The organism is Bradyrhizobium sp. CCBAU 21365, assembly GCF_015291305.1.
GTDB lineage: Bacteria > Pseudomonadota > Alphaproteobacteria > Rhizobiales > Xanthobacteraceae > Bradyrhizobium > Bradyrhizobium elkanii.
Window position 1 is genome coordinate 8,288,489 of the sequence record NZ_CP030036.1, and the last position, 24,832, is coordinate 8,313,320.

Consider the following 24,832-nt stretch of genomic DNA (forward strand, 5'->3'; position numbering starts at 1 on the left):
CTCCGGCTCCCGGCCCTTGATCGTGATCAATTCACGCGGCGCAGATCGCCAACCAGCACCATTGGCACTTCGCCGCGATTGTCGATTTGTCGAACCTCAGACGGCAGAGCTGCTCCGACGCGCACCGAGCGGCACTAAACGGCCATGGCGACCGCAAGACCAACATCCTCAGATGCCACCGTCACCGCGCCCTGGAACGGCTGGTCTAATGCGACATCAGCAGGCAGATTGGAGCCTGCTGCAGCAAGCCCCGCGTCATGCCGCCGAACATCCATTCACCGAGCCGGCTATGTCCATAGCCTCCGGTGACGATGAGGTCGGCGCCTTCGCTCTTTGCCAGTCTGACAAGGTACCCTGCGTCCGGCTCGGCCGTGTGGACGCGAACGTCGAACTGGCAATTGACGCTGTGCCGTTCGAGATAGCTCGCGACATCGCGCAAGCGGCGGGTCGCTGCGTCCTGCTCGTCCGACGTGCAGATTTCGGCGACGGTCACTTTGGAAGCCCGGGTCAGGAAGGGCAACGCGTCCCGAATCGCCAGACGCGCCTCGCGGGTGTCCTTCCACCCGACGACGATGCGATCGGCGGACAAGCCGGTTACGCCTTCCGGCACCGACAGCGTGGGACGACCCATCCGCAGGATGGCCTCGGCCGAATCGAGGTAATGGAAATTGTAGGACTGGGCCTTCCGGCGCTTGAAGACAACCAGATCTGCCGCCCTCGCCTGCTCCGCGAGAAACGCGGTGGGGGATTCCAGCGCCCACCGCCACTCCAATTTGTGACGCTCCCGACCCGTGATCTTCCCGAACCATTCGCCCTTCGCCGCGAGATCGGCCCGCATCCGCCTGACGTCATCTTCGGTCGTCTGCTCGATGATCACCCCTTCGGCGACGAAGGGCGGATCGATGGCGGAAGCTGAGACGCCGATCATCGATGCGTGAAACTTGTCCGCAATCCCTTCGGCGACGCGAATCTGTCCCTCGTCCTGCTGCTGAGGGTCGACATAAACCATGACATTGGCCAAAAACATGTGTCTGCTCCACCAAGCTAAAATGATCATGTATTGCCGCGTATGGCGGCGCTGCCTACGTTGAGCCAGCTCAAGCTCGCCTCGGTCCCCTAAGCTCTACGTCTGCCGTCCGCCTAATCTCGATCCTGCCCGACGCTGCGGGCCGAGCGGGCGAGCGCCTCATATCCGGCCGCGATCTTCATGAAATGATCGCGAGTCGCCTGGTCCTGATGTCGCGCGGCCTGCCGCTTCGTCCGCTCGGCGCGGGACGCCCAATATGAAGCGTCGTCCTGAGGCTTTCGGGCACGCGGCTTCTTCTGCGCCACCTCATCGGCATTCTTCGCCGCCTGACGTGGCTGCGCAACGGTGACGGCTCCATTCCCGTGTTGCTGCGGCAGCCGCCGCTTGCCATCTCCAGAGCACATCGCACCAAACTCCCGGCTATCGAAGGAGGACAGCTCCGGTCCCTTCCAGCAGTTCGCCAACGCCCCACGGCGCGTGGCGTCGGATCAATCCATCGCCGGCTCGGAAACCACCGCGCGCTCCTGAAACTGGTCGTAAGCTTGCAACGCGTCGGCGGCATACATCAAGGACGGTCCGCCGCCCATGTAGACCGCCAATCCGAGCGTCTCCTCGACCTCCTTGCGGCTGACCCCAAGCTTGACCAGGGCCTCGGCGTGGAAGCCGATGCAGCCGTCGCAGTGCGCGGCAACGCCCAGCGCGAGCGCGATCAATTCCTTGGTTCGGGCATCGAGCGCGCCATTTCTGGTGGCCGCCTGCGCCATGGCCGAGAACGCTCGCATGGTTTCAGGAATGCCCTTGCGCAACTGGCCCAGATTGTTGGAGATGTGCTTGCAGATGTCGGCATAGTCCTTTTGCATGCGACCCTCGGTCTTCGCTATTCAAACGGTCCAGGAAAGGGCGGCTCCGCCGACGGGGATGCAACGGCGAACGCCGCCCTTCATCCAACGCAGCCGGCAACACGATCTGGCCTCTATGAAGGACGTGCGTGTTCGGCCTGCAAGGACCCGCACTTTGTAACCCGGTGATCGCGCGTGACATTTGCGCCAGATCAAACCGCACCCAATTTACCGCTTGCGTCAGATCAACGCGTCCCACCGCATCTGGAGTTAGGCTGAACACCACGAGACATTCGGATGTACGCGCACCAGATCATGGCTCGCAAGGTGCCCTCGACAACGCCGGACAGCACCATCCTCGACGCGGCAAACATCATGCTTCGGCACCATGTGAGCGGGCTACCGGTGGTCGATCGCGACGGCGCGATCGCCGGCATCGTCACCGAAGGCGATTTTCTTCATCGCAGCGAGATCGGCACCGAGCGGAAGCGCAACTGGTTGATGACCTTCATTCTCGGACCGGGAAAGTGGGCCGAGGACTACGTGTCCGAGCATGGACGCAAGGTCTCTGAGATCATGACGCGTGCGCCGGTCACCGTGGCCGAGGATGCGCCGCTGACGACGCTCGTCGAACTGATGGAGAAAAACAACGTCAAGCGGCTGCCGGAGATTCGCGACGGCAAACTTGTCGGCATTATCACCCGCAGCAACCTGCTGCGAACGGTGGCGAGTCTTGCACGCGACGTACCTGATCCGACCGAAAACGACGACCAGATCCGGCAGCGCATTCTGGACGAGATCGAACGCAACGCCTGGTGCCCGCTTGGACTCAGCGTCATCGTTCGGGACGGCATCGTCCACTTGAGCGGGGCACACGAAATCCCGGATCCAACCGCGGACGACTACCATATCCGTGACCGTATCGTCCGACAGATCGATGGTGATCGTCCGCAACGGCGTTGTCCATCTGCATGGCATCGCCACCAGCGACCATGCGCGTGAGGCAACCATCGTGGCCGCGGAGAACACCGCCGGCGTCAAGAAGGTGTACGATCACCCCTGCTTCGTGGATACCTATACCGGCCTCTACGTCGAATCTCCCAGGGACGTGAAGGCTGCGAGCTGAAGCAACCAGCAGCTCAGAATGATTGTTTGGCTCGCATTGTCCGGCTCGCCTTCGCGGGCCATCTAGAGATCAAACACGTCGCCCAGGCGCGGCAGCTCGACCCGCCGTCCCTCCAAGTGCGCAGCGAGCGCCTGCATTGCGGGCTCTTCGCCATGGACCAGGAACGTTGCTTCGCATCCCTCGATCGCGCGTCGCCATGCCAGCAGCTCCTGCTGGTCCGCGTGCGCGGAAAATCCGTTGATCGTGTAAATCGTGCTGCGAACCGCAATGTCTTCGCCGAACAGCCGCACGGACTTGGCCCCATCGATGATCTGCCGCGCGATCGTTCCCGCGGCGGCGTATCCGACGAATACGATCGCCGATTCCTTGCGCCAAATATTGTGCCTGAGGTGATGGCGAATTCTGCCGCCCGTGCACATCCCGGACCCGGCCATGATGACGGCGCCGCCGGTTATCCTGTTGATGGCAACCGAATCGGCGCTCTCGCGGACCAGACGCAGGTTTGCCGGATGCAGCGGATCCCGCCCTTCGCGAAACATGGAGGCAGCCTCGGAGCTGAGCCATTCGGAATGCCGCTTGAATATTTCGGTCGCCGAAATCGCCATCGGCGAGTCCAGGAAGATCTGCATGGCCGGCGGCAGCCTGCTCCGCTCTAGCCCCTGACGCAGGACATAGAGGATCTCCTGGGCGCGCTCGAGCGCGAAGGTCGGGATGATGACGTTGCCGCCGCGGGCCAGCGTGCCGCTGATCGCGCCGTAAAGCTCCTCGATCGAGTCTTTCGGCGGCCGATGGCGCCTGTCTCCATACGTCGATTCCATGACGACAACGTCGGCGCGAGCGGGAGGGCTCGGCAACCGCAGCAGCGGACGACCGGCGTTGCCGAGATCGCCCGAGAACAAGACCGAACGTGTGCGGCCGTGCTCGGCAGCCTCGATCAGGATGCTCGCAGAGCCCAGGATATGGCCGGCATCGAAGAAAGTTGCGCGAAGTCCCTCCGCGAGCTGTAACGGCTGTCCATATTCAGCCGTCCTTCCAAACCGGTCGAAGCACTCGAGCGCGTCGACGACGGTGTAGAGCGGCGACGGCGCTTCTTCTTCCCCCCGCCTGCGCCACTGGCGGGCTCTCCGCTGCGCGTCTTCTTCCTGGAGATGCGCAGCATCGACCAGCACGAGGCGGGCCAGCTCGCGACTGGCCGCAATCGTGATCACTTCACCGCTGAACCCTCGCTTCGCGAGCAATGGAATCCTGCCGCAGTGGTCCAGGTGGGCATGGGTCAGCAGGACATAGTCGATGGTTGCAGGATCGAACCCGAAGGCGGCGACGTTCTCTTCCACCAGGTCGCGGCTTCCCTGGAAAAGACCGCAATCGATCAGAATGCGTTGGTTCAGGCATTCGACCAGGTGACAGGACCCGGTCACCGCGCGATCGGCGCCATGAAAGGATAACTTCACGATCTACCCTCTTGACTGATCGACTTGCCCCGTGAGGCGCCATCTCCGATCGGCAGAAGCGGGCGGCCGGCCGTCTCGTACCACCGCAGAATGCCATGCCAGGCTTCCTCGGCGGACTCTGCAAACCAAAACAGGCCCCTGTCTTCCGGATCGATGACACCCTCGCCGACCAGGAAGTCCGGATCAAACGCGCGACGCCAGTACGACTCGCCGACCAGCACGACCGGCACCGGCGCGATCTTTCGGGTTTGCGCCAACGACAGCACTTCGAACAGCTCGTCCATCGTGCCAAAGCCGCCCGGGAATGCCACCAGCGCGCGGGCGCGCATCAGGAGATGCAATTTGCGCATCGCAAAATAGTGGAACCTGAAGCAGAGCTCGGGCGTGACATATGGGTTAGGGTCCTGCTCCTTCGGCAGGGTAATGTTCAGTCCGATCGATTGGGCCCCGACATCGTGCGCGCCCCTGTTAGCTGCTTCCATGATGCCCGGCCCACCGCCGGTCATGATCATGAGGCGGCCACCGATGGCCTTTTCGCTCGCGGCACCGACGATCTGTCCGAACTCGTGTGCGATTCCGTAATACTTGGTCTTCGCCGCAAGGCTCCGTGCCGTCTTGAGACGGCGCTGCAAGCCGCCATCGTCGGGATTCAACGCGAGCGCATCGGCTATCGATGCGACGGTCCGGCGCGCCGCCTGCGCCTCGCAAATGCGAGTGCTGCCAAAGACAACGATCGTATGAGCGATCTGATGCTCCCGGAGCAGGGTCTCCGTCTTAAGGAAATCGAGTTGGAGGCGAATGCCGCGTGTGGCTTCGCTCTGCGGGAAATCTTCGTCCTGATTCGCCTCCCGATAGCTTGGCGATTGCAGGATGCTGCGCAGATCGCCAAGCGCACGGCCGTCCTCTTCGGCGCCGTTGGGCTGCCCACCCGGGAGTACCACAGCCCTGTCGACATGGTGAGCCGGCTTCGGGCTCGGACGAGTCGATGGCAGATCGTCAGTCATGCGCCGGCCCGCCGTCCGCCTCGGAGGATGTGAGCGCCGCATCGTGCTTCAGGGCCTCACGAACCTCGTCATCCTCCAACGCATCCAGTAGCCAGCGGTGATCGGTCGGCTTCGACCTACCAATATCTGCTTCAAAATTCACCGGTTGCTTGACGGCCGGCAACTTCATTCGGTCAGTCATGGCGAACCTCGTCGGCATTCGATGGGCATTGCCTAGCATCCGCAATCGGCTGCACGGGCGCCTTGAGCAGGGTCAATTCAGGGATTTCTTTGATGGCAAGGCGCCAACCTGAGCCTAGTTTCTCGCCGCTGTTACGCTCAACCGGAAGCGCGTCCGGATCAATCGCACGCTCCGCAATCGCCTGCCGGGGTCTTCCGCGTCAGTTACCCTCGGATCGCGCGAGTATCCGCTCAAGCGCGGTGATCAGCTGCACACGTCCAACGATGCCGACGACACGCATACCCCGGAGCACCATGACTTGCGATATCTGATGCTTGTCCATTTCGACCACGATCTCGTCCACAGTCGCGCATTCGTCGACGCAAACGGGCTTGCGGCTCATCACAGCGTCGACGCTCAGGGCCCGGGTCCGCTCGCGGACCAGCCGTCCCTCCTCTCTGCTCAACAGCCATTCGAGCCAAAATCCCTCTGGCCAATGCACGCCGAGTTCGCGACGGTGAAGGAAGTCTCCTTCAGAGATAACACCGATCAGCGCCCCTGAGCCATCGAGCACAGGCAAGCCGCGCTGGCCAGTTTCCAGCAAGAGACGAACGGCATCGAGCAATGGCGCGCCGGGTTTGATCGTCGAGAAAGACGTCCGCATGACATCCAAAGCCAACATGGCAACCTCCCCAGAGCTTCGTGTACGCGATGATCTGCCAGCATCATTCAAAAATGGAAGGCCAGGCTGATCTGGATCAAAAAGCCGTGCAGCTTTTGTAATCGCTGGTTTTCGCCTCAGGATCATTCGGCGAGCTGTCAGCTCATGTGGGAATCGCCGTCGAGGATGGGGCCGCTACCCTGATTGCCCACGTCGAATGCTACCTGCGGAAGCTCGCGGTCGTTGCGCCCTCTGTCGACTGCATTCATGTCAGCTCGGAATCGAGAGAGGCGGCATGACGCGGACAATTTGACCCAGATCAAGCCATCTGACCAACATCTAGGGCAACCCCGCCTCGGAAGCGCAGGGATCGATCCATGGGTGAAAACTCTCTCTTTGCTTTCGCACTCACGGTCACGCTCATCGAACTGACCCCGGGACCTAACATGGGCTATCTCGCGGTGCTGGCCGCGTCGGCCGGACGCAGGGCCGGTCTTGCCGCAACAGCCGGTGTTGCTTTCGGCTTGTTTGGAGTTGGGATCGCATCGTCGCTCGGCCTTGCAGCTATCGTGGCTGCCTCCAACCCGCTTTACGAAGCCCTTCGCTGGGCGCTCTACCTGCTTTGGCTTGCCTGGCAAGGATGGTGAGCGTCACGGGAAGCGCACCGTGCCGGGCCTTGACTCGCGCGGAATGCTCTGGATAGCGCGGTCGGGATGATTGACGCCGCAAGCACGCGGTGATGGGGTGATCCCGGTTCGGAGCGGGCAACGGGGATCAGAATGACCAGCGAGTCGCAGCTGCGCGAGAAGCTTCGGAAGATCGAGGCGTTGTTCGTGGGTGCGGGAACTGCTGGTGAGCGCCTTGCGGCGGAAGCCGCGCTGCGGCGGGTGCGTGCCCGGGTCGAGGAACTCGCTCGCCACGATCCACCGATCGAACAGCAATTCTCACTTCCCGACCAATGGTCGCGGCACCTGTTCTTGGCGCTTTGCCGTCGCTGCGGGCTGCGGCCGTTTCGTTATCACCGCCAGCGACGCAACACGGTGATGATCCGCGCGTCACGAGGCTTCGTCGACAAAGTGCTGCTGCCGGAGTTCACCGAGCTGGAGAGGGCGCTGCAAGTCTATCTGCACGAGGTGACGCTGCGTGTGATCCGCGAGGAGATCTATGACGACACCAGCGATGCGCAGGAAGTTCCAGATGCCCTGCCGTCGAACTGATCAGGCGGCGAGCTTTGCCGGCGAACTGTCGCGCTCGGCCTTCCAATTCCACGGCAGCAGCATGTGCAGCTGATTGATCTTGGTACGTCCGGAGACGATGCGCTCGAGAACATCGGTCAGATAGTGCCGCGGGTCGATGTCTTGCAGCTTTGCCGAGTTGATGAGCGAGGCGAGAATGGCCCATGTCTCGGCGCCGCCTTCACTGCCGGCGAACAAGTAGTTCTTCTTTCCCAGGCCTATCGGCTTGATGCTGCGCTCAACCGTATTGCTGTCTATTTCAATGCGTCCGTCGTCGATGAAGCGCGTCAGGCCGTCCCAATGGTTGAGGGTGTAGCGGATGGCTTTACCCAGACCGGACTTCTTCGAGACTTCCAGCAGCCGCGCCTCAAGCCAGGGTTTGAAGTCCTCGATCAACGGCCTGGTGTCGCTTTGCCGCATAGCAGCCCGATGCGCCGCCGGCAGACCGCGGATGCGATCCTCAATGGCGTAGAACATCGCGATCCGTCGCAGCGCTTCCGCGGCAATCGGCGACTTGGTCGCGACGTGAACGTCCCAGAACTTCCGCCGCGCATGCGCGAAGCAGAACGCCAGCTGCACCAGATGGCCGCCGTTCTTGATCAGGCCCTTGTAGGCGGCATAACCGTCGACCTGCAGGATGCCGTGGTAGTCCCCGAACAGCTGCTTGGCGCGGATCGCCTTGCGATCCTCGGCAAACATGTAGACCACCGCCGGCGGCGCCGGGCCACCCCACGGACGGTCATCGGTGGCGATCGCCCAGAACTGGCAGACTTTGGTCCGGCCACGGCCGGGATCGAGAACCGGCAGCGGCGTCTCGTCGGCAAACAGCCGCGGGTAGGACATCACTGTGTCGCGCAACAGCGTGTGAAGCGGCTTCAGCCACCAGGCGGCGCGCCCCATCCACGAGGCCAGCGTCTGCCGGTCGAGCGTGATGCCTTGCGCAGCGAACATCTGTTCCTGCCGATACAGCGGCAGCTGGTAGCCGTATTTCATCACCGCGATGTGGGCCAGCAAGGCTTCCGTCACCATCCCGCCGTCGATCGCCTGGGCCGGCGCGGGTTCCTGCAGCACACCCTGGCGGCATCCCCGGCAGCCGTACCGCGGACGCACTATGCGCTTGACCCGGTACTGCATCGGAATGACGTCGAAGGCTTCCTTGACGGTCTCCCCGATTTTGTGCAGCCGCTCGCCGCAGCAAGGGCAGATGTGGCTCTCGATATCGATCACGACGTCGATGCGCGGCAAATGCTCCGGAAGCTTCCCCCGGTTGCGTCGCGCCGGTCGCTTTCCACGGCCCTCCGCTCCGTCAGGCAGCCCGCCTCCGGTAACGTCGTCGTTGGCGGCGGCACCAGCCGCCTGCGCCGTGATGGCGAAGAGAGGCAGCTGTCCGGGATCCAGTGTCTCAGAGCGGGGACCGAAGATCGTGCGCTTGTACTGGGACAGGATTATCTGGAGCTTGTCGTTCTCCTGGACCGCAGCGTCGCGTTGGGCAATCGCCGCATCACGCTCGGCCGCCAGCGTGCCGCATTCCGCCGACAACGCCGCAAGCCGTGACGACAGCGCCATCACGGCTTGTCGGAGCAATGCTGGATCAGAAGGCAAATCACTCATGCAGAGTGATTCTACAACAACTCCGCATGAGTGACGAACTACTCTTGATACGGATCAACCAGCTCGTGCTGGCTGATCCACAACCCGCATCGGCACACGCTTCCAGTCTGAGCCATCGAGCGACTATCCATGTGAATGCCCCTCCTCGTGAGGCTCAGTGATTCTGAGATCGAGATGATCGAGCTCGTGATTGCGGAGTTTTCGAACAGCCTCAATCACGCGCGACGTGTTGGAGAACAGGTGCGCGCCCGAAGGGTGACGATCGATCAAAAGACGGCCCTGCCTGATCTGAACGTACAGCCAGTTCACGGGAATGTTCAATACGCCGGCGAGTTCCTGTGCGCTGAGCAAATCGGGTGAATGCCGCCATCGCGTGCGTTGCTCGGTAAGCCCTTTGAGGCCGGCCTGGAAGCGAATGCGCTGGACAGTGATCGGCAGCACCCCGTCTGGGCATTTTGGTGACCGGTGTCCTTCGCCCGTCAATATGGCAGCGATCTCGTCGTCGTGCAGCTTGGTGCGGGCGAGCTCGAGGACGCGTTCTCGCATTTCCACGCCCTGCGTGAGATTCTCTACTGAATTGACGCGCACCTTTACCTCGATCTCGGTGACGGCTCCGCCGCGCCACACAATCCTCACCTTGACGAGGTCGTGCTCGCCACGATCGAGAATCACCTTGTCAATGAGACAGCGCAGCAGCGCCTTGCGTTTCGCGTCGGTCGTGCTTGAGTCCGTCCAGATCTCAGGCAGACGGCCGGAGAGGTGGACGACTTTGTCGTTCAGCGCCTTGTTGCCAAAGGTGATCTGAGCGATAGCCTGGGGAGACTTTAAACGGGCCAGGGTCTCCTCTGCCGCTCGAGCCTCCTTCAGAGCCGCCTCCCAACGGCGCTCGAGCTCGGCGGCGACGAGCCGGTTGTCGGGATCGACGCGGTTGAACTGACGTTCGGCGAGTGCTGCTTCGTAGCGTCGCCGCTCGAGCTGCTGCTCGGCATTGCTTCGTATTGCTTTGTACGTCTGCTGCTGAGCGCGACGAGCGCACGACAACGCGTCGATCTCGGCCGGCGCCAGCGCTGTAAGGAAGGCTTGCGCCACGGCGGCGTCGACGCGGGGAGCACGGATGTATTGGCACGCCGGCAACCCCTGATGTGAACGCAGGTGATTGCAGACGTATTCGGCGCGTCTCTTGTAGCGCGCGTACATCTTGTGACCGCATCTTCCACACCATGCGATGCCTTGCAGCAGTAGTTCGCCCTCACGTGGGGCCCCCCTCGTCTTGTTGCGCATGTATTCTGCTCGGTTGTCGCTGACGATGCCCCTGATCTTCCCGTAGCTTTGCCAAGCGATATAGGGAGGATAGCGGTCCTTGACGATGATCCGCCACTGCTCGATCGGCTTCGGCGCCTTCGTCGGTAATCTTCCCTCCGACGGTTTGCGCAGTCGTGTCCGTCCGTAAACGAAGGCGCCCGCATAGGCAGGATTCTTCAGAATCGCCGCGACCGCGGCTGTCGTCGCCCGCGCCCAATGCAGATCGCCGTGACGATCGCGGCGCGGCAGCTCCAGACCACGGTCGTTGAACTCACGCATGACCTTGGCAATGGTGCGCAGTTTCAGGAAGGTCTCGAACAGCAGCTCGAGCCGTTCCTGCACTTCCAGGTTCGGGTCCTTGACGACGACGCCAGAGGGATCGCGGACAAGGCCGATCGGTAAGGTGAGCGCAAGCTCGCCGCGCTCCGCCTTGGCAAGAAGACCAGCCGTCAATCGACTACGAATTGTATGGAGCTCGAGCTCCGATATCGTCCCCTTTAGGCCGAGCAGCAGTCGGCCATTCGCGCTGCCAGGGTCATAGACGCCATCACGGTCGGCGATGAGGCAGCCGTGCAGCCCGCAGATATCGAGCAGCGGATACCAATCCGAGCAGTTGCGGGCGAGACGCGTCACGTCGATCGACAGGATCAGACCAACCTCGTTAAGACCAACACGCCCGACCAGTTCCTTGAAGCCGCTGCGCTGAGCCGCCGACGCCCCACTGATGCCAAGATCAGCGTCGATGACGTCGATGCCAGCTTCGTGCCATCCGAGCTCGATGGCGCGTTGGCGAAGCGCGTATTGCAATCGCAGGCTCTCTTGGTTGGTCACAACCTGATGAGTCGTCGACTGCCGGATGTACACGACCGCGCGGCGCGCCAGGTGTATCGGCTTGACCAGCTCGGACTTCATGACTTGCCTCCGCCAGCACTGCGGCGACCTCGTTGACGATTTGGCGCTGCAGTGCCGTTGACAGCGTGGCCCAAAGGTCTTTCGGATCGATCGGCATCGTGTTCGAGCTGCTCAACCAGAGAGGTCAGATCGTGTAGTGCCTCGACGCTCAGCTTCGTTCGATTCTCCATCGACTTCCGTGGTTCGGTCGCCGCGACCGGAATCAAAAGGCTGGCACCGTCTCGATATTCGACCTCGTACGAAAGCGGGAAGCCCCCGCCACGATGAACCGAGCGGCGAATGACGCGGAACGTGCGGCCGAACAGCGGATGCGTCGGTTCGCACACTGTAACTTCGATGGCAGGTGATTCGTCAGACTCCCCAGAGGGGATATTTCGATGTGCCCTCGAGCAGCACCGAGAGCTGAGCATGAGATAGCGGCACGACGCCTTCCTTGATCGGCGGCCAGGTGAACTGCCCCTCGATTCTCTTGTAGTAAAGGACAAGGCCGCTTCCGTCCCAGGTCAGGATCTTCACGCGATCTCGGCGCTTGGAGCGGAAGATGTAAAGTCCGCCGTCGAACGGATTGGCTCCAAACGCCTCGCTCACCAGCATCGCCAGCGAGTCCATCCCGCGACGGAAATCGACCGGCTGCGTCGCGATCCAGATCGACAACCGGGGTCGCATCCCGATCATCGGCCAACCGTCCCGACTGCCGCCAGCACCTCGCACAGCGCCCGCCGGTCGACCGTCCCTCTGACACGGATGCGAACCGCGCCGACCTCGATCTCGATTGCCGCCTGCTCCTCGCGCGACGGCAATTCGCCCCCGCAGCCGGTGATCGCGACCGGCACAAAGCCAGGTGGCACGTCTCCGGCCCGGCGCGCCGCGACCTTCGCCCGCGTCGTCTGACGACGCCACAGAAACAACAGGCTTGGACTGATGTCGTGTCGCCGCGCCACAGCGGACACGCTTGCACCCGGCGCAAAACTCTCCGCGATAATCGCCGCCTTCGCATCGGCCGACCAGCGCCGGCGCCGGCCGGTCCCAGTGATGATCTCGACACGCTGCAGCGTGTCAGAAAAATCCTTGAGGATAGGCGTATGCCTATCCCTATCGCTATCCTTACGGCTATCCTTAGACATGGCGAGACCTCGTGATGATTCAGTCCACGAGATCTTCCTAACCGACCAGATTAGCCCTCAGCGCGTGGTCCCTGGATGACGCTCACCAAGGATGGCGCGATGCGCCGCAAGAGATCACCAAGCCAGTCGAGGCGACGGCACATACCAAATTCTTCCTCAGGGGCTTGATTACCAATCTACTCAATCCCAAGGCCGGAGTTTTCTATCTATCGATTTTTCCGACTTTCATCGATCAAGCACGTCCACTGCTTCCGCAGATAGCGATCTTGCTGACGGTATACATCACGATAGCGACTGCAATACATACGGCTGTCGTGATTTCAGCGAACGCCATCCGGCCAAGCATCGAAAAACGGGCAAACACAATGCTCATCAGGCGGATAATGTCAGTGTTGCTGGCCGTTATTGCAATCTGGCTGTTCTATACGACGAGACGAACTTACTCTTGAACTTGCTCGTGGGACGCTGTCGGCGGCACGGCGCCTATCGTGTGGGCGACGCAAGCGCCTCAACAATGTGCCTTTCAATTTCCCCGACGGGAAGCCTTGTCAGATCCTTGGGAATCTCCGCAATGATGTGACGCTTGACATCGGTAGCGAGCGTCGCCCGAAGCTGTGCCAGCGTTCGCGGCGGAGCGGCGATGACAAACGCCGTCGTCCTTCCACTCCGAACAATCTCCTCCGCAGCCCGCGCAATCCGCCTCGTGAACCGATACTCCTCGAGTTCGTGCCAGTTCGTCGTTTCGACGGCTCCCCGCTGACCGGAGACGATCCCTTTTATGAAGTGTCCTGGACGGTCCGTGCCTTGTAGGTGCGTTGGCGGATTCTGATCTTCGAACACCGCCTCCGCCTTCAGGGTGGGGAACTGATTGTCGCCTTCGTTGCGGAGCAACAGCGCCTTGCGCCCGTTTCCAAGCACGAACGCGTTCTTTGGAATTCCCGCCATCCAAACATCCTCCACTTCAACAAATCCTGTCTAATGCCCGGAAGCTTTAGATCAATTGATCGGAGTCAAATCACGCATGCGCGCGATCCCACAGAATGGGGTATCTTTCCGTCCTACAGAGAGCACGATCATGCAAGCACGCGACGTCATGGTGTCACCCGTCATCACGGAGAACTCCAACGCAACGGTGCGGCAGGTTGCTTCCCTGCTGCTCCAGCACCGCATCAGCGCCGTTCCTGTTGTGGGCAAGGATGGCGAACTAGTCGGAATCGTCACGGAAAGCGACTTGATGCATCGGACTGAAGCCGGCACCGAGCGCCCGTATTCGTGGTGGCTCCGGCTTTTGGTCGGAGACGCGCAAATGGCGTCCGACTACGTGAAGTCCCATGCTGTCAAGATCGCCGACATCATGACCCGCAAGGTCGTGACCGCGGCGCCCGACACGCCTCTGCATGAAATTGCGATGCTGCTCGAGAAACATGGCATCAAGCGTGTCCCCATCGTCGATGAGGCCGGCCACCTCCTCGGCATCGTCAGCCGGGCCAACCTGCTCCAGGCCGTCGCGAGCGCCCGGCCGAAGCTGGAGATGTCACCCGCCGATTCCGTCATCAGGAAGAGATTACTCGGCGTGCTTCACGGGCAACCGTGGGCACACACGTTCAATCTGACTGCGACCGTACAGAACGGCATCGTCGACCTGTGGGGATATGCGCCATCCGCCGCCGAGCGCGCAGCGATCCGGATTGCCGCGGAGGCAATTCCCGGTGTCGTTGCTGTGAACGATCACCTGCTGGAAACGCCGATCATGGCCTACTGATCCGGGTGCACGATCATCAAGCAACCACCATTAGGTAGTCAAATCGGTCGCACTTCGAAACGATCCGCGATCCCGCGGAATGCCTAATTCATTCTGATGTAGAGGCGATCGATGGCATCCGAGGGAATCGCAAAGGCGTGCTCGGATTCGGTCTCGCCGGTGCTGGCGGCAACAATGCCGATCACTTCGCCCCGCAGATTGAACAGCGGCCCGCCTGCGCTGCCGCGATCCAGCAAGGCATCGGTCTGAATGAGATCCCGGCAAGGGCTTCCGGGCCGCGAACGATGCAGAGCGCTGACGATGCCAAAGCTGACGCTCGGAGTGGATTTCAAGGAACCACCGGCCGCAAGGACGAAATCGCCAGGCTCGGCGTCGACCGATCGGCCGATGCGGGCCGCGGTCAGGCCGGAGGCCGAAATCCTCAGCATCGCCAGATCGTATCGCTCGTCGGCCGCAACGAACCTAGCGTCAAGCTGGCGCCCATCCGACAATCGGACCGAGAGTGTCTTGGCGCCGCTGACCACATGATTGCTCGTCACGATCAATCCGGACTCTGCCTTGATGATGACGCCTGCGCCGTAAACATCTTTCGTCGCGGGACGCGGATCGCTGGGCAGTTCGGGACCGGAATTCCCTGACCGGGAGGCTGCCGCCGTCTCCGTGCTGGCCGTTATGCCGACGACACTTTGGATAACCTTCCCGACCAGGGGCGCAAGAGTTTGCACATCCCGGATTTCCCCTGCTTGCACCAGTCTAGGCCAGGGCAGGAGCATGCACGTCACGGCGACGATGAATGACAACGGACGTTCCGACCATTTCCGCGCCGACTTGCGGCATGATCTTTTCGGGCTCATCTCGCGCCCGCCCCGTCTACTCGGCAGCGGCGATCGGCAGCACGCCGGGCCGCTCCGCCGCAATGATCGCCTTCCACAATGCGGCGATGCTGCACTGAGTGGCTGGCAGAAGCGAGCAATGCCCTGCGGCGTCAAAGTCACAGAAACGCGCTGCCGGATCACCACATATTTCCGCAAATGACCGGTTGATGAGGTCGAGACATTCCAGGAGCTTGGCGATGTTCTCCATGCCGGCACGACGCTGAAGATCGAGAAGCCGGAACGTCACGACCGGCGGGTCACCGAACGAGATCTCGGGATGGGCGAGTCCGAAGAACACTTCGACCGCAGATGGCGCTTGCCTGATTCGATTGAGGAGGTTCGCTGCCTGGGCTTCCGTGCAGGCAACCAGGCGGGGCGACGACGCTCCGGGTGCCGGCCTCGGACCGAGAGCGGCCGAAATCTGCTGCTCAAGCCAGAGGCGAACGGGCGCTGGAGCGTTCTGAATTTGCTGGGCGTTGAGCACTATGCCGGTCATCGTCGATCCTCCGTTTCCATATGACCATTACCGGCTTTGCTCGCAGCCGCCTTGATGGGGATCAATGATGGGAGCGCCTGGACGCGCGTGCGGTTGCCGCCCATCTACTGCGGCAGATTGCGTAGCCGGGGGACCCCATGAGCTTTCGCGGCGCGCTACTTCTGCTGAATGCGGTTCAGATAATCGATAATGGCAAGGATTCGTGTTCGCACGACGACCTCCCGCAAATCCCGGGAAGGATCGAGCGCGTCGTAGGCCGGATCGACAATGTGAGGCAAGTTCTTGACGGGGTTGAACCGTTCCCCCCAAATCGGCATTTCGTGGGTGCCGTGCGCGGATATTGTTTTCCGCCCGTCTATGGCTTCGTAGACGGCGGTAATAGGAAAGACCCCGTTGTTGTTCTTGGCCAAGGCCGTCAAATCGGCAGGCGGCACCTTCAGCTGCCCAGCAACGGGTCCTTTGCCCTTTCCATCCACGCCGTGACAGCTTGCGCACGAAGCTTGAAATTCCGCCTTGCCAACATCGGCGTCTTCAGCGTGAGCGGCCGCGGCGAAACCAGCGGTCAGACCAGCAATCATGAAAGACTTCAGGCCACAGATAATCATATCATGCCCCAGTTTTTCGGATACGCGCTTTTAGCAGTATTGGGTCGCCCTTGGTTTGACGCGGGTCAATGCATCACGCCCGCCCAGTCCAACGGCGCACTATCACTCGGGCCAAACAGTAAACAGACATAGGCTTGCCGCTTCTATCCCCACGCTGAGCCGGAAGCGGCACGCTAGCTTCGATATGGTGGAGGCGTCGGGTTTGAGCCCGGACCTCGGCTAACCGTTATCCCGATTGGCGTTCCTTGGGATACGTCCGCTCGCAACATATTGCGGGTCGATAGTTGAGGAATGTCCAGGCGCTTGGCAAGACGGGCCGCCTGAGTCCCTTTCTTTCCCGGATCCAGGGACCCCCAACAGAACTAATTTCACAGCGTTGTCTCCACAGGTTCGAGCATTGGGTTGGTACGATACGGTCACTTTCCTACGCTTGCGCACCCTCTTGTTCTGCCGGTTCTGCACGAGGTCGTCGACCACGGCCGGATCGGCCGGGGTCGAGGTGTCGCCGAGGCTGGACGGTTCGTCCTCGGCGATCTTGCGCAGGATGCGGCGCATGATCTTGCCGGAGCGCGTCTTGGGCAGGCCGGGCGCGAACTGGATCAGGTCCGGCGATGCGATCGGGCCGACGCCCTTGCGGACCCAGGCGACCAGCTCCTTGCGCAGCGCTTCGGTCGGCTCAGTGCCCTTCATCAGCGTGACATAGGCATAGATGCCCTGGCCCTTGATGTCGTGCGGGTAGCCGACGACGGCGGCTTCCGACACCGCCTCATGCGCGACCAGCGAACTCTGTGGCGACAGAATCCGAGTGACAAGATTGTGGTCTTCGCCACCTACCTCGGCACAGTCGATATGATCGCCCGCGAGATCGAGCAGACGTTCCCCGGTCAGGGCGTCGTGGTGCTGCGCGGTGGTGACCACAGAGCCAAGGTGGCGGCCGAGCGCCGCTTCCGCCAAAAGGATGGCCCGCGTGTGCTGGTTTGCACGGCAGCAGGACGCGAAGGCATCAATCTGCAATTCGCGCGAATCCTGTTCAGCTTCGATCTGCCGTGGAATCCGATGGATATGGAGCAACGCATTGGGCGCATCCATCGCTACGGTCAACGTGACACCGCACAGGTTTACCATCTCGTTCTCTCGGATACCATCGAAGGACGTATCTTTCTGCTGCTGGACGAGAAGCTGACCGAGATCGCACGCACGGTCGGAAAGGTGGATGAACAAGGCAACGCGGCGGAGGACTTGCAAGCGCAGATTCTCGGGCAGTTGTCCGAGCGGCTGAATGATGACCGCCTTTATCAGGAGGCGCTTTCCGACCCCGAGCTGAAGCGCACCCAGGTGGAACTAGAAGCCGCGCTGTCGAACTCGCGCGAAGCGCGGCAAGTGGTGTTTGACTTGTTTCAAGACCTCGATGGCTTCAGCCTTGATGACTACAAGCCTTCTCGGATGTCTCGTCCAGTCTGGATCGGCTAGTGCGCTTCTTCTCGACTGCGGCCGCAGACCTCCAGCAGAAGCTGATCAAGCTGGATGACGCAACCTACGACCTCATCACCGCGGAAGGCACTCGCCGTGCGCGCTTCACTTTGAACCGCGAAGCTGCGACGAATCAGGACGAACTGCAGTTGATGGGCTTAGACCATCCGTTGGTACAGGAAGAGCTGGAACGTTGGCGCAATTTGCCGCCAGAGAATCTCGGAATTGCAGTGTCGGGCGAGGTTGGCGGGCAGGCTGCTGTCGCTCTGGATGGTTGAGACATCTGGTGGTAACGGCGAACGCCGTGTCGTGGTGCAGCCGATCGCGGTCAGACAGGATGGAGCGCGTGCCCCGGCGGTCGAACGCCTGCGCGAGAAATACTTTCAGGCGCGAACGCGCGTTACCCCGAATGTAATGCTAGCGTGTTTTTTACACAAACGAACACGGCAGCCGCGTGTTTTTCGACCATCTGGGTCCGCCTTGGCCCAAACACCCCTGTACAGACATCCCGAGGGATTACCGACCCACGGACCGGTCGCCGCAACGGCGGGCCCGCGGGGCCGTGCAGGAGTTGATTTCTGCTGCCAACGTCGTCGGCCTGTTTGATAACAAAGTGTTCGGTCGTCGAGCCCCCGACGAATGGACGGTGCTCATCGTGCTCGCGGTGGACCGCATCAGCGACGAGAACGCCGTCACCGTGGAGTATCTCGACTCAAGCAACGGAGAAACTACGACGTTCGCTTGCCACTCCGAACTTCCGATCTTCGATGTGGGCGACTTCATCAACATGAGAGGGGATGAGATCTCCTTCATACACAAGGAGGCGCTCAGGCCGGTCTTCTTCCGGATCGGTGTAACGGTGACTATGCCTGCCGCGCCGGCGGAGGAAGTAGCGCCTCCGCCGCAGGGAGCGTTGCAGCTCAGACAGCCTCGTCTCATCCCTGCGGGAGGCAAGCGGCTAGTCGAGGATTCACGAGCCCCGATGACCGAAGCCGAGATGATCCACTTCAATTCGAACGAGGTCGACCTGGGAAAGCTGTTCGGAAAGTCGGAGCCGATCTTCCGGGCCTACACCCGCGAGCACACGCGTAAGCCATGGGACGTCGCCCGTCGCCTGAACGCCGAAGGCCACCGGACGGCGAACGACGCTCCGTTGACGCCGCGCCTGGCGCGCTTCCTGCTTGCGCTGATGTTCAACGACCGCGGAAGCAGTAGATCGAACAGGCCGCAACCAAGTCGCGCCCTCCGCCGAAGCAGCAGCGCTCCGGCGCTCGGAAACTGACGGTCAGGCCGAAAAACTGAAGAGGCGCGACGACAACCAGGTTTGATCGTTCTTCATCCCTCGATTTGACCCGATCTGCGAGTCTCGTCGGAGATGGTACAAGTGTCTGTGTTTCGAAATTTTTGAGCGCGATCTCCGTGGCACCATGCCGGCGCGGCGCGATCACTGCCCCTATAAAAGCATATACCCCTTCGACGTCACGGTAGACCGTCAATCGGATCGTGGCTGCGGCCGTTGGCCGGCATGAAGCCCGCGCCCGCCAGAATTTCGATTGAGATCCCAGAGCACCGATGTTCGGGGAAACCATGAGCCGGCTCTCAAGCCGCTCGGGGCCATGCACACCAGATAAATCGGATCCGGCTGAGGCCCAAGCGGCATCAGCTGGGTCTCTCTCCTCGCGCCCTACTCCCTAGCGTTCCCACTCCCTTAGAATTTCCGGGTATTCTTCTCCGGGCTCAGGAGCGGACGGCATCTGTATCCAGCCCTTTATGATCTCGCAGTGGAGAACGTCAGAGAGCGCGAATTCGAATGACACGTCGCGTGAAAGTGCCTCGATGCTCTTATCGTCTTCCCCTCGTTCGACGCCGATTGCAGGCACTTCACCCGGCCATGTTATTGCCGCGGGGGCATCAACCACACAATACTCACAGTCGTCGGGATCGACTATAGCTTCGACCATCCACCACAGAGTCTCGAGGTCCGGCGCCCAATAGAGCCCGACAGCCTCTTTGGTGTCGAGACGGCGAATTGCAAAAAGGTTCAACAGCAACATTCTCTCTCCACGATGAGATGAGTTAAAGGTTTTCGGTTGGGTTGATGTGCCAGACAGGCAAAAAGTGCCCTTCGCTCGATGAGCGGGTTATGGCTGAACACGCTGCCTGTAGTGCGCGATGACAAGTGCCACGGGAACGGGGCACTGACGGCCCCACCGTTCGATGCACTGCTGCGCTCGCGTCAGGAGACCGACGCCCTGGCAGATGCCGAGGAGATCTTCGTCGTCGACGTCCGCATATTCGAGTGCCAGCGCCTCGGCCAAGGCACCGATCAGATCGATTTCGTATGCTGTCATTGAAACTTCCTTCGGTTTTGTCAATATTGGAAACGGCCGCTTCAGTCATAGACAGGGATGGCGCACGACCCTTCGCTGCCCCTCGACTTGTTAATATTGGAAAGTCGCGATGAGTTTCAGATCCCCAAAAAAAAGAAAGAGCGCAGGTTCGGAAGACCACCGACGTACGCGACGCCGATTCTGGTGCGCTTGCTTCCAGAGCAGGTGGCTGCCCTTGATGCCTGGATCAAAAGGCAACCAGATCAACCGGGACGCCCGGAGTCGATCAGGCGTATTCTCGACGAGTATCTGGCGTTGGAATAAGTGACCGAACTCTGACCAGAGGGGCTTGCCGCGGGCGCTGGATCAACCGTTCGAGCCAATACGGCTGCCGTCAGGGGTTCTCTGGTTGTGACGAAGGCTTCCGGATCATTGCTGAGTTGTGATCGTTTTACCTTTCATCGTTGCGCCGACTTAAGCTGTGCTGGTACGAGCTTTCGAACCAAGCACTGCTACACAAACCACATGCCGGTCATTGTCGAGGTGACCGACCAGCCACTCGCAAACTATGGAATTGCAAGTGGGTATTTCCGGCTGACGCGCGCGCAAACGCGACGGGTCCTTCGGCATCGTCACAACCCATTGAGCCAACCTATTGCGAGCACGGCATATCCGACGGAAACTCCTACCCGCCGCGCTTCGGCTTTTGACGTAACTTCCGTAGAGCCAGGAAACTGCCGGCCGTGGCTTCAGAAGTCATACTGATTGAAGGGGCTGCCTTCACGCTTGTAGGCGGACATTCGCGCCTGCGCCGCTCAGCCTTGAACCTCTCGATCTCGGTGGCCTCGAACCCGATCCCCGGTCGCTTCTTACCACGACCGGTGATCACGTAGGCAATGAGACCATCCCGTATCAGTCCGCGCAGGGTTCTGGGAGAAACATTTAAAGCGGCGGCAACCTCGGCGGGTTTCAATAGGGGCGTCATGGGCAAGATTCTCTTTGTCAGATGGCTTCAGGCCGGACACTCAGTGCCCGAACCGGGCTCTTCCGGGCTATCATATGACCGGCTTGGCCTGAACCGCTGACCACGCGGGCTATCCCAAGCAGGCAGGTCGCCGCTGGGAAGCCCGCCTGTGCGATTCCGTGCGCAATCGTCCATGGACCGAGGACGGTTTCCGCTCGTCGTGGGGCAAAGCCTTCGACAAGGCCGGCATCAACGAGGATCTCACGTTCCACGATCTCCGAGGCTCGGCGGTGATCCGATTGGCGCTTGCCGGATCAACGGTCCCGGAGATCGCGACCTTCACCGGCCATAGCCTGAAGGACGTAGAGAGCATCCTTGATAAGCACTATCTCGGCCGCGACGTAAGGTTGGCGGAAAGTGCCGCACGCAAGCTTGAAGCAATGTTTGAGCCTAGGACTTGCGACGACCGAGAGCATCCCTGCAATGCTTAACCGCGCTAAACGGGTAGCTCGGAAGGTTCAACGCTCTTTAAGTCGTTGGTCAAATATGACCGCCGCAGCCGCTTTTCTCCGCCAACGCAACTACTCGTCGCCACCCGCCACGTTCTCGGGCGGCAGGCGCGGCCGCAAGTCGAGGCCTTTGGCCATCAACCGGACAGCCCCTCCCAAATCAGCGGCAATTCGATCCGCTTCTTCGTTTAACATCTCGATGAGGCCGTCGAGATCAAGTTTCTTGCCTGTATCGGGATGCCGCCACGTCCGGTCCGAAGCGACGCTGATATATAGGCAACCAGCGCGGCATTCGTCGGATGACATGTATTTTTTCAGCAATTGATCTTTCAGGGCCCCACGCAACGCACCGGCAGACCGCGGCTGTTCGCCAATCTTAAGTTCGAGAGTGGCCTGTTGACTGGCTGCCGTAGACCGCAGACGAATGTCCGTTTCCTTTTCATCGGCGGTGACCCCCTCTTGATCGACCGTGTAGAGATGGTTGGCTTTGTCGCTAAACGTCCGCGCAATTTCCCGGCGCAGGACCTTTTCATCGGTGATGCACGCCCACGCGGCACGAGGTGTTGTGTTGAGTGCAAGCTTGGTGGGTTTGGGCCGACGGGCCGATCGCTCGGCGTGCCATTAGGCTGTCGATGCACGATACTCCAAGCCGCCGCTGCGCGTCGCGGCGTTACGTCGTAACTCACGCGAGATGGTCGAGGCAGATCGACCAAGACGGCGCCCGATCTCACGCCTCGAGAGGCCCTGAACGCGAAGAGTGCGATCTCCTCGCGTTCTGCAAAAGAGAGATACCGCCCGGACGGCGGCTTGGCTGAAGATCTGAACGTCGCTGGTGGCATTCCGCCTGCCTTTCGGAACAATCTGGTTCCCACAGGCTGCGACATACCAGCTGTTAGCGCAGCATCCTCGCTGGTCATTCCCTGTGCAATCCCCAACCAGAATCGTTGAAGTTCAGATCGCCCCGCAATTGACGGCCGTCCCGGGGACGGTAACGGCGCCCGTCCAGATCGCAGTGATCGTCGCTTTCGAATGGCCGAGCGCGAACTCGGCGTCCGGAAAACGCGACCGGCACCTACGCATATAAGTAGGTGTAGGGCTCGGATTGCTGTGTCAGGTTGGCAGAGCTTGGTCGCTTTTGAATGCCCCTCCTGAGCACCAAGCCTCGTCCTATGGGACCGTGCGGGCGGTCCGTCAGCGGCGGCAGTCGCCCGCACGTTTCGATGTCCTTTAGGAGGCCTGGAGCTGGGTAATGCGCAGCGACCTAGCGTACGTTGTATGCGTCATTTTGATGGGACTAGGCTTCCTCGCGATCATAGCGATCGCCATGCTTATGCAATAAGGCCCGGGGCCGATGTAGCGTTCAGCCCGTTCAAAGGGCAAGGACGCCCTTCCGGGAGTCACATGCAGGCTTTCCGACCTAGCGCGGGATCAGGTCCTTCAAGATGGCTTCCGCGCGGATAGAGACGGCCGTGTAGTGCTGTGCGGCCTTGATGGACTATACCGCCCCGGATCGGTTTCCGCGATGTAGGGATCAGATAGAAGGCGCTGGAGCCCGCTTCCGGCGCCATGCCTGCACCCGGCGAAGCCGCGACAGCACAGAAGGCCGTCCTTCGACCCTGATCCGCTTCTCACTCGTCACACGTCCGCTCCTCATGAGGTTGCGAGCCTAGCTCAATGTGCGGCGCGGAGGGAAGGGCTCCCGGAATGCTACGGACGCCAGCCGACCTCACGAGCGTTCGATGGGTCCGGATTTGCAAGGCTCAGCAGCTCATAGCCGACAACTTACGGGAGCACAGCAAGATGCATGGTTGGTTGGTGACGGTCGCTGTCTTCAAGGAAGACGGCGACGATGACGAAGAATTCAGGCACATAACTTACGTCGTTGCTGCCGCTGACCCGGCGGAAGCAGTGAAGCTGACCGTAAAAGACAGCGGCGCGAAGGCCGCAATCCTCAACTGCCCCATCGAGGAGGAGCAATTGCTAAGACTTGGCGTGAAGCCCGGCGAGCTTCTCGTTATACACGATGGCGAGTTCGATCCGATCATCTCGCGCCATCGTCGTCACTAAGCGCTCCACGTCCGATCTTGATCAGTTGCGTCGAGTTCATGACATTGTCGTTCGGAAGCCGCCGCTCGCACGAGCAGTCAATCTGCACAAGGTATGAAAGCGCGCCGTTTGCTTGTCTCCGCAATGTAGCCGCCTGGCACGCTGATTGCTGAACCATGATTGCTTGGTCGCTTATTGATTGAGTGAGGGCCAAGTCTACGCATCGTAACTCGTGCGGGCGGTCGTCAGCAGCCGCCCGCACGCTTTTTCATAGCGCTACGCGCGGCTTTGTGAATGGCACGCGAGTTGCTGAGAGACGCTTCGGCTTGGCTCCTCATACTTCACGCAACCCCCATGAGATAGCAAAGCCTCTTTGTTGGCGCAACTCGCGCGGGTGGTTCCTCCAGCCGCCCGCGCGTTTTTCGCGCGAAAAGCCGCGAGATGATCCGCGCCCCCTGAAAGGGTCGCTAAGGAGGCTGTTGCAATGGACAGGCTCAAATTCGTCCCCGCATTCGAGGCCGCTATTCGCTCTGCCGATCCAGACAAGCTCGCCGCACTTCGCGAGACGATCCGTGAGCGCGGAGGCCCTGACGAGTTCGTACTGACGAGCACAGAACTCATCCGCAAACATCCGCTTACGCTCTTTAGACTTCTTAGGATCATCTCCGACGCGGCACATGAGGACGAGCGCTAATGAGCATCCACCCAGCCTCCGGAAGTCACACCATTCTCATTGCAGAGGCAGCCGTATCGCTCGTTAAGGTGGCTTGCGCAGCATGGCGGCTGTACGTGCGATCCGACAGAGAAGACCCAAGTGGTTGGACTGGGATGAAGGCAAAGAGATCGGCCAGAAACGCAAGGCCAGCGCGATGGCCGGCCCCATCAATCTCCGATCGCTTGATGGTTTCAACGGAATTACGAGGTCAGCCGACATGTCACCGCTCATCCTCATTGTCGCTTCGACGCACCTCAGCATTTTAGCCACCGTCAACATCGCTGCTCGGCCATCAAAGACTTTAGATGAGTGTCGAAGGATTGGTGAGCTAGCGATAGAAGCCGCGACCGCGAAGCCCAGCCGCTCCGCGTCCTATGTCTGCCACGATACTACGCGCGAACAGGGTTTAACGGGCGCACTAGGTGTGATTGCCTACGTTTCGCAAGAGGACGGTAAAATAACGATCCTTGAGGGCTACATGGCGACGATGTCTGACTGCAAAGTTGCCGGAATGGCGGCAGCCGCGAGCAAGGCTGTTCCCGGCGTTAGAACCCGGGCTTGGGCTTGCTACGATCTCGGCATCTTTCAACAATGATGCGATGAGCGTT

The 24,832-nt window shown here is 60.9% G+C and carries 32 protein-coding genes and 4 pseudogenes; 13 read left to right on the forward strand and 23 right to left on the reverse strand.

The features are described from left to right. Positions 1-205 precede the first annotated feature (205 nt). The 3 genes from XI02_RS39125 to XI02_RS39135 form a co-directional block, all read right to left on the reverse strand. The gene (locus tag XI02_RS39125) at positions 206-1,027 is read right to left on the reverse strand and encodes a universal stress protein (protein ID WP_028339964.1); all 822 of its coding nucleotides are present in this window, start codon (positions 1,025-1,027) and stop codon (positions 206-208) included. 113 nt (positions 1,028-1,140) lie between these two features. After that, positions 1,141-1,431, reverse strand: a complete 291-nt coding sequence (locus XI02_RS39130) for a hypothetical protein (protein ID WP_129964731.1) — start codon at positions 1,429-1,431, stop codon at positions 1,141-1,143. An 84-nt stretch (positions 1,432-1,515) separates the two neighbouring features. Then, positions 1,516-1,887: a carboxymuconolactone decarboxylase family protein gene (locus tag XI02_RS39135; protein ID WP_028339962.1), complete on the reverse strand. Its 372-nt coding sequence runs from the start codon at positions 1,885-1,887 to the stop codon at positions 1,516-1,518. Between the two features lie 276 nt (positions 1,888-2,163). Here XI02_RS39135 and XI02_RS39140 point away from each other — a divergent pair. Together XI02_RS39140 and XI02_RS39145 are read left to right on the forward strand one after the other, a co-directional pair. Next, positions 2,164-2,755: pseudogene (locus XI02_RS39140) on the forward strand (CBS domain-containing protein); the annotation flags it as partial. A gap of 57 nt (positions 2,756-2,812) precedes the next feature. Next, a pseudogene (locus tag XI02_RS39145) lies at positions 2,813-2,992 on the forward strand (BON domain-containing protein); the annotation flags it as partial. A gap of 62 nt (positions 2,993-3,054) precedes the next feature. Here XI02_RS39145 and XI02_RS39150 read toward each other — a convergent pair. The 4 genes from XI02_RS39150 to XI02_RS39165 all read right to left on the reverse strand — a co-directional run bounded on the left by XI02_RS39150 (position 3,055) and on the right by XI02_RS39165 (position 6,289). After that, positions 3,055-4,443 carry an MBL fold metallo-hydrolase RNA specificity domain-containing protein gene (locus XI02_RS39150; RefSeq protein WP_028339959.1) on the reverse strand — a complete coding sequence of 463 codons (1,389 nt, stop codon included), beginning with the start codon at positions 4,441-4,443 and terminating at the stop codon, positions 3,055-3,057. After that, positions 4,440-5,447 carry an LOG family protein gene (locus XI02_RS39155; protein ID WP_051447788.1) on the reverse strand — a complete coding sequence of 336 codons (1,008 nt, stop codon included), beginning with the start codon at positions 5,445-5,447 and terminating at the stop codon, positions 4,440-4,442. Before XI02_RS39155 ends, XI02_RS39150 begins: the two co-directional genes overlap by 4 nt. Beyond that, on the reverse strand, positions 5,440-5,628 hold the full coding sequence (locus tag XI02_RS39160; RefSeq protein WP_129964714.1) for a hypothetical protein: 189 nt from the start codon (positions 5,626-5,628) through the stop codon (positions 5,440-5,442). The genes XI02_RS39155 and XI02_RS39160 overlap by 8 nt, the downstream gene beginning before the upstream one ends. A gap of 199 nt (positions 5,629-5,827) precedes the next feature. After that, positions 5,828-6,289 (reverse strand): CBS domain-containing protein, encoded by a 462-nt coding sequence (locus XI02_RS39165; RefSeq protein ID WP_018268815.1) that lies wholly within the window; start codon positions 6,287-6,289, stop codon positions 5,828-5,830. Positions 6,290-6,645: 356 nt separating this feature from the next. Between XI02_RS39165 and XI02_RS39170 the strand changes: the two genes are divergently transcribed. Both XI02_RS39170 and XI02_RS39175 read left to right on the forward strand, forming a co-directional pair. Beyond that, entirely contained in the window at positions 6,646-6,915 is a 270-nt protein-coding gene (locus XI02_RS39170) for a LysE family translocator (protein ID WP_051447787.1), read from the forward strand. Between the two features lie 132 nt (positions 6,916-7,047). After that, positions 7,048-7,485, forward strand: coding sequence for a hypothetical protein (locus XI02_RS39175; protein WP_028339957.1), 438 nt, complete (start codon positions 7,048-7,050; stop codon positions 7,483-7,485). Here the strand turns inward: XI02_RS39175 and XI02_RS39180 are convergent, their stop codons facing one another. The 5 genes from XI02_RS39180 to XI02_RS46530 all read right to left on the reverse strand — a co-directional run bounded on the left by XI02_RS39180 (position 7,486) and on the right by XI02_RS46530 (position 12,452). Continuing rightward, on the reverse strand, positions 7,486-9,069 hold the full coding sequence (locus tag XI02_RS39180) for an IS66 family transposase (protein WP_028339956.1): 1,584 nt from the start codon (positions 9,067-9,069) through the stop codon (positions 7,486-7,488). Positions 9,070-9,237: 168 nt separating this feature from the next. Beyond that, entirely contained in the window at positions 9,238-11,328 is a 2,091-nt protein-coding gene (locus XI02_RS39185) for a recombinase family protein (protein WP_172646724.1), read from the reverse strand. Next, the gene (locus XI02_RS39190) at positions 11,325-11,654 is read right to left on the reverse strand and encodes a hypothetical protein (protein ID WP_189397628.1); all 330 of its coding nucleotides are present in this window, start codon (positions 11,652-11,654) and stop codon (positions 11,325-11,327) included. The genes XI02_RS39185 and XI02_RS39190 overlap by 4 nt, the downstream gene beginning before the upstream one ends. Before the next feature lie 25 nt (positions 11,655-11,679). Then, on the reverse strand, positions 11,680-12,003 hold the full coding sequence (tnpB, locus tag XI02_RS39195) for an IS66 family insertion sequence element accessory protein TnpB (protein WP_028342833.1): 324 nt from the start codon (positions 12,001-12,003) through the stop codon (positions 11,680-11,682). After that, a complete protein-coding gene (locus XI02_RS46530; protein ID WP_051376434.1) occupies positions 12,000-12,452 on the reverse strand; it encodes a transposase in 453 nt (150 codons plus the stop codon). The genes tnpB and XI02_RS46530 overlap by 4 nt, the downstream gene beginning before the upstream one ends. Before the next feature lie 113 nt (positions 12,453-12,565). On the opposite strand from XI02_RS46530, the gene XI02_RS46535 reads away from it, so the two are divergent. Beyond that, positions 12,566-12,901, forward strand: a complete 336-nt coding sequence (locus XI02_RS46535; protein ID WP_369525590.1) for a LysE family translocator — start codon at positions 12,566-12,568, stop codon at positions 12,899-12,901. A 34-nt stretch (positions 12,902-12,935) separates the two neighbouring features. Here the strand turns inward: XI02_RS46535 and XI02_RS39210 are convergent, their stop codons facing one another. Next, positions 12,936-13,397: a host attachment protein gene (locus XI02_RS39210; protein WP_028342834.1), complete on the reverse strand. Its 462-nt coding sequence runs from the start codon at positions 13,395-13,397 to the stop codon at positions 12,936-12,938. Positions 13,398-13,527: 130 nt separating this feature from the next. Here XI02_RS39210 and XI02_RS39215 point away from each other — a divergent pair, with 130 nt between their 5' ends. Then, entirely contained in the window at positions 13,528-14,214 is a 687-nt protein-coding gene (locus tag XI02_RS39215) for a CBS domain-containing protein (RefSeq protein WP_028342835.1), read from the forward strand. Between the two features lie 83 nt (positions 14,215-14,297). Here the strand turns inward: XI02_RS39215 and XI02_RS39220 are convergent, their stop codons facing one another. From XI02_RS39220 to XI02_RS39240, 5 genes and pseudogenes are all read right to left on the reverse strand, one after another. Then, complete coding sequence (locus XI02_RS39220; protein ID WP_244980965.1) at positions 14,298-15,014, reverse strand: S1C family serine protease; 717 nt, start codon at positions 15,012-15,014, stop codon at positions 14,298-14,300. Positions 15,015-15,084: 70 nt separating this feature from the next. Continuing rightward, positions 15,085-15,585 carry a hypothetical protein gene (locus XI02_RS39225; protein WP_028342836.1) on the reverse strand — a complete coding sequence of 167 codons (501 nt, stop codon included), beginning with the start codon at positions 15,583-15,585 and terminating at the stop codon, positions 15,085-15,087. Between the two features lie 155 nt (positions 15,586-15,740). After that, positions 15,741-16,190 carry a cytochrome c gene (locus tag XI02_RS39230; RefSeq protein WP_028342837.1) on the reverse strand — a complete coding sequence of 150 codons (450 nt, stop codon included), beginning with the start codon at positions 16,188-16,190 and terminating at the stop codon, positions 15,741-15,743. A gap of 173 nt (positions 16,191-16,363) precedes the next feature. Next, the gene (locus XI02_RS46540) at positions 16,364-16,537 is read right to left on the reverse strand and encodes a nucleoside monophosphate kinase (RefSeq protein ID WP_348652650.1); all 174 of its coding nucleotides are present in this window, start codon (positions 16,535-16,537) and stop codon (positions 16,364-16,366) included. 91 nt (positions 16,538-16,628) lie between these two features. Next, positions 16,629-16,979, reverse strand: a pseudogene (locus XI02_RS39240) (acetyl-coenzyme A synthetase); the annotation flags it as partial. Between the two features lie 60 nt (positions 16,980-17,039). Between XI02_RS39240 and XI02_RS44910 the strand changes: the two are divergent. From XI02_RS44910 to XI02_RS39250, 3 genes are all read left to right on the forward strand, one after another. Beyond that, positions 17,040-17,660 carry a helicase-related protein gene (locus tag XI02_RS44910; protein ID WP_028342839.1) on the forward strand — a complete coding sequence of 207 codons (621 nt, stop codon included), beginning with the start codon at positions 17,040-17,042 and terminating at the stop codon, positions 17,658-17,660. After that, positions 17,660-17,938, forward strand: coding sequence for a hypothetical protein (locus tag XI02_RS44915; protein ID WP_028342840.1), 279 nt, complete (start codon positions 17,660-17,662; stop codon positions 17,936-17,938). The genes XI02_RS44910 and XI02_RS44915 overlap by 1 nt, the downstream gene beginning before the upstream one ends. A gap of 284 nt (positions 17,939-18,222) precedes the next feature. After that, complete coding sequence (locus tag XI02_RS39250) at positions 18,223-18,942, forward strand: hypothetical protein (RefSeq protein ID WP_028342841.1); 720 nt, start codon at positions 18,223-18,225, stop codon at positions 18,940-18,942. A gap of 409 nt (positions 18,943-19,351) precedes the next feature. Here XI02_RS39250 and XI02_RS39255 read toward each other — a convergent pair whose 3' ends face one another. The 3 genes from XI02_RS39255 to XI02_RS46545 form a co-directional block, all read right to left on the reverse strand. Next, positions 19,352-19,714, reverse strand: a complete 363-nt coding sequence (locus XI02_RS39255; RefSeq protein ID WP_028342842.1) for a hypothetical protein — start codon at positions 19,712-19,714, stop codon at positions 19,352-19,354. An 87-nt stretch (positions 19,715-19,801) separates the two neighbouring features. Further along, positions 19,802-20,011 (reverse strand): hypothetical protein, encoded by a 210-nt coding sequence (locus tag XI02_RS39260; protein WP_028342843.1) that lies wholly within the window; start codon positions 20,009-20,011, stop codon positions 19,802-19,804. Between the two features lie 664 nt (positions 20,012-20,675). Continuing rightward, positions 20,676-20,975: a helix-turn-helix domain-containing protein gene (locus tag XI02_RS46545; RefSeq protein WP_080686866.1), complete on the reverse strand. Its 300-nt coding sequence runs from the start codon at positions 20,973-20,975 to the stop codon at positions 20,676-20,678. 158 nt (positions 20,976-21,133) lie between these two features. On the opposite strand from XI02_RS46545, the gene XI02_RS39270 reads away from it, so the two are divergent. Then, positions 21,134-21,445 carry a tyrosine-type recombinase/integrase gene (locus XI02_RS39270; RefSeq protein ID WP_028342845.1) on the forward strand — a complete coding sequence of 104 codons (312 nt, stop codon included), beginning with the start codon at positions 21,134-21,136 and terminating at the stop codon, positions 21,443-21,445. Between the two features lie 90 nt (positions 21,446-21,535). Here the strand turns inward: XI02_RS39270 and XI02_RS39275 are convergent, their stop codons facing one another. Continuing rightward, positions 21,536-21,769 carry a hypothetical protein gene (locus tag XI02_RS39275; RefSeq protein WP_028342846.1) on the reverse strand — a complete coding sequence of 78 codons (234 nt, stop codon included), beginning with the start codon at positions 21,767-21,769 and terminating at the stop codon, positions 21,536-21,538. A gap of 318 nt (positions 21,770-22,087) precedes the next feature. Beyond that, a pseudogene (locus XI02_RS39280) lies at positions 22,088-22,347 on the reverse strand (helix-turn-helix domain-containing protein); the annotation flags it as partial. Between the two features lie 916 nt (positions 22,348-23,263). Between XI02_RS39280 and XI02_RS39285 the strand changes: the two are divergent. The 3 genes from XI02_RS39285 to XI02_RS39295 all read left to right on the forward strand — a co-directional run bounded on the left by XI02_RS39285 (position 23,264) and on the right by XI02_RS39295 (position 24,819). Continuing rightward, a complete protein-coding gene (locus XI02_RS39285) occupies positions 23,264-23,530 on the forward strand; it encodes a hypothetical protein (RefSeq protein WP_244980963.1) in 267 nt (88 codons plus the stop codon). 463 nt (positions 23,531-23,993) lie between these two features. After that, positions 23,994-24,203: a hypothetical protein gene (locus XI02_RS39290; RefSeq protein ID WP_028342848.1), complete on the forward strand. Its 210-nt coding sequence runs from the start codon at positions 23,994-23,996 to the stop codon at positions 24,201-24,203. A gap of 124 nt (positions 24,204-24,327) precedes the next feature. Then, entirely contained in the window at positions 24,328-24,819 is a 492-nt protein-coding gene (locus XI02_RS39295) for a hypothetical protein (protein ID WP_075969327.1), read from the forward strand. Positions 24,820-24,832 lie beyond the last annotated feature (13 nt).

Excerpts from the sequence above, each read along its gene's own strand:
- XI02_RS44910 (WP_028342839.1), top strand. The coding sequence starts at position 17,040 with ATGATCGCCCGCGAGATCGAGCAGACGTTCCCCGGTCAGGGCGTCGTG.
- XI02_RS39285 (WP_244980963.1), top strand. The coding sequence starts at position 23,264 with ATGCATGGTTGGTTGGTGACGGTCGCTGTCTTCAAGGAAGACGGCGAC.
- XI02_RS39175 (WP_028339957.1), top strand. The coding sequence starts at position 7,048 with ATGACCAGCGAGTCGCAGCTGCGCGAGAAGCTTCGGAAGATCGAGGCG.
- XI02_RS39215 (WP_028342835.1), top strand. The coding sequence starts at position 13,528 with ATGCAAGCACGCGACGTCATGGTGTCACCCGTCATCACGGAGAACTCC.
- XI02_RS39255 (WP_028342842.1), bottom strand. The coding sequence starts at position 19,714 with ATGTTGCTGTTGAACCTTTTTGCAATTCGCCGTCTCGACACCAAAGAG.
- XI02_RS46545 (WP_080686866.1), bottom strand. The coding sequence starts at position 20,975 with ATGACGCCCCTATTGAAACCCGCCGAGGTTGCCGCCGCTTTAAATGTT.
- XI02_RS39160 (WP_129964714.1), bottom strand. The coding sequence starts at position 5,628 with ATGACTGACCGAATGAAGTTGCCGGCCGTCAAGCAACCGGTGAATTTT.
- XI02_RS39230 (WP_028342837.1), bottom strand. The coding sequence starts at position 16,190 with ATGATTATCTGTGGCCTGAAGTCTTTCATGATTGCTGGTCTGACCGCT.
- XI02_RS39260 (WP_028342843.1), bottom strand. The coding sequence starts at position 20,011 with ATGACAGCATACGAAATCGATCTGATCGGTGCCTTGGCCGAGGCGCTG.
- XI02_RS39135 (WP_028339962.1), bottom strand. The coding sequence starts at position 1,887 with ATGCAAAAGGACTATGCCGACATCTGCAAGCACATCTCCAACAATCTG.
- XI02_RS39210 (WP_028342834.1), bottom strand. The coding sequence starts at position 13,397 with ATGGCGGGAATTCCAAAGAACGCGTTCGTGCTTGGAAACGGGCGCAAG.
- XI02_RS39225 (WP_028342836.1), bottom strand. The coding sequence starts at position 15,585 with ATGACCGGCATAGTGCTCAACGCCCAGCAAATTCAGAACGCTCCAGCG.
- tnpB (WP_028342833.1), bottom strand. The coding sequence starts at position 12,003 with ATGATCGGGATGCGACCCCGGTTGTCGATCTGGATCGCGACGCAGCCG.
- XI02_RS46530 (WP_051376434.1), bottom strand. The coding sequence starts at position 12,452 with ATGTCTAAGGATAGCCGTAAGGATAGCGATAGGGATAGGCATACGCCT.
- XI02_RS39155 (WP_051447788.1), bottom strand. The coding sequence starts at position 5,447 with ATGACTGACGATCTGCCATCGACTCGTCCGAGCCCGAAGCCGGCTCAC.
- XI02_RS39165 (WP_018268815.1), bottom strand. The coding sequence starts at position 6,289 with ATGTTGGCTTTGGATGTCATGCGGACGTCTTTCTCGACGATCAAACCC.
- XI02_RS39180 (WP_028339956.1), bottom strand. The coding sequence starts at position 9,069 with ATGGCGCTGTCGTCACGGCTTGCGGCGTTGTCGGCGGAATGCGGCACG.
- XI02_RS39170 (WP_051447787.1), top strand. The coding sequence starts at position 6,646 with ATGGGTGAAAACTCTCTCTTTGCTTTCGCACTCACGGTCACGCTCATC.
- XI02_RS39130 (WP_129964731.1), bottom strand. The coding sequence starts at position 1,431 with ATGTGCTCTGGAGATGGCAAGCGGCGGCTGCCGCAGCAACACGGGAAT.
- XI02_RS39275 (WP_028342846.1), bottom strand. The coding sequence starts at position 21,769 with ATGTCATCCGACGAATGCCGCGCTGGTTGCCTATATATCAGCGTCGCT.
- XI02_RS39290 (WP_028342848.1), top strand. The coding sequence starts at position 23,994 with ATGGACAGGCTCAAATTCGTCCCCGCATTCGAGGCCGCTATTCGCTCT.
- XI02_RS39125 (WP_028339964.1), bottom strand. The coding sequence starts at position 1,027 with ATGTTTTTGGCCAATGTCATGGTTTATGTCGACCCTCAGCAGCAGGAC.
- XI02_RS39185 (WP_172646724.1), bottom strand. The coding sequence starts at position 11,328 with ATGAAGTCCGAGCTGGTCAAGCCGATACACCTGGCGCGCCGCGCGGTC.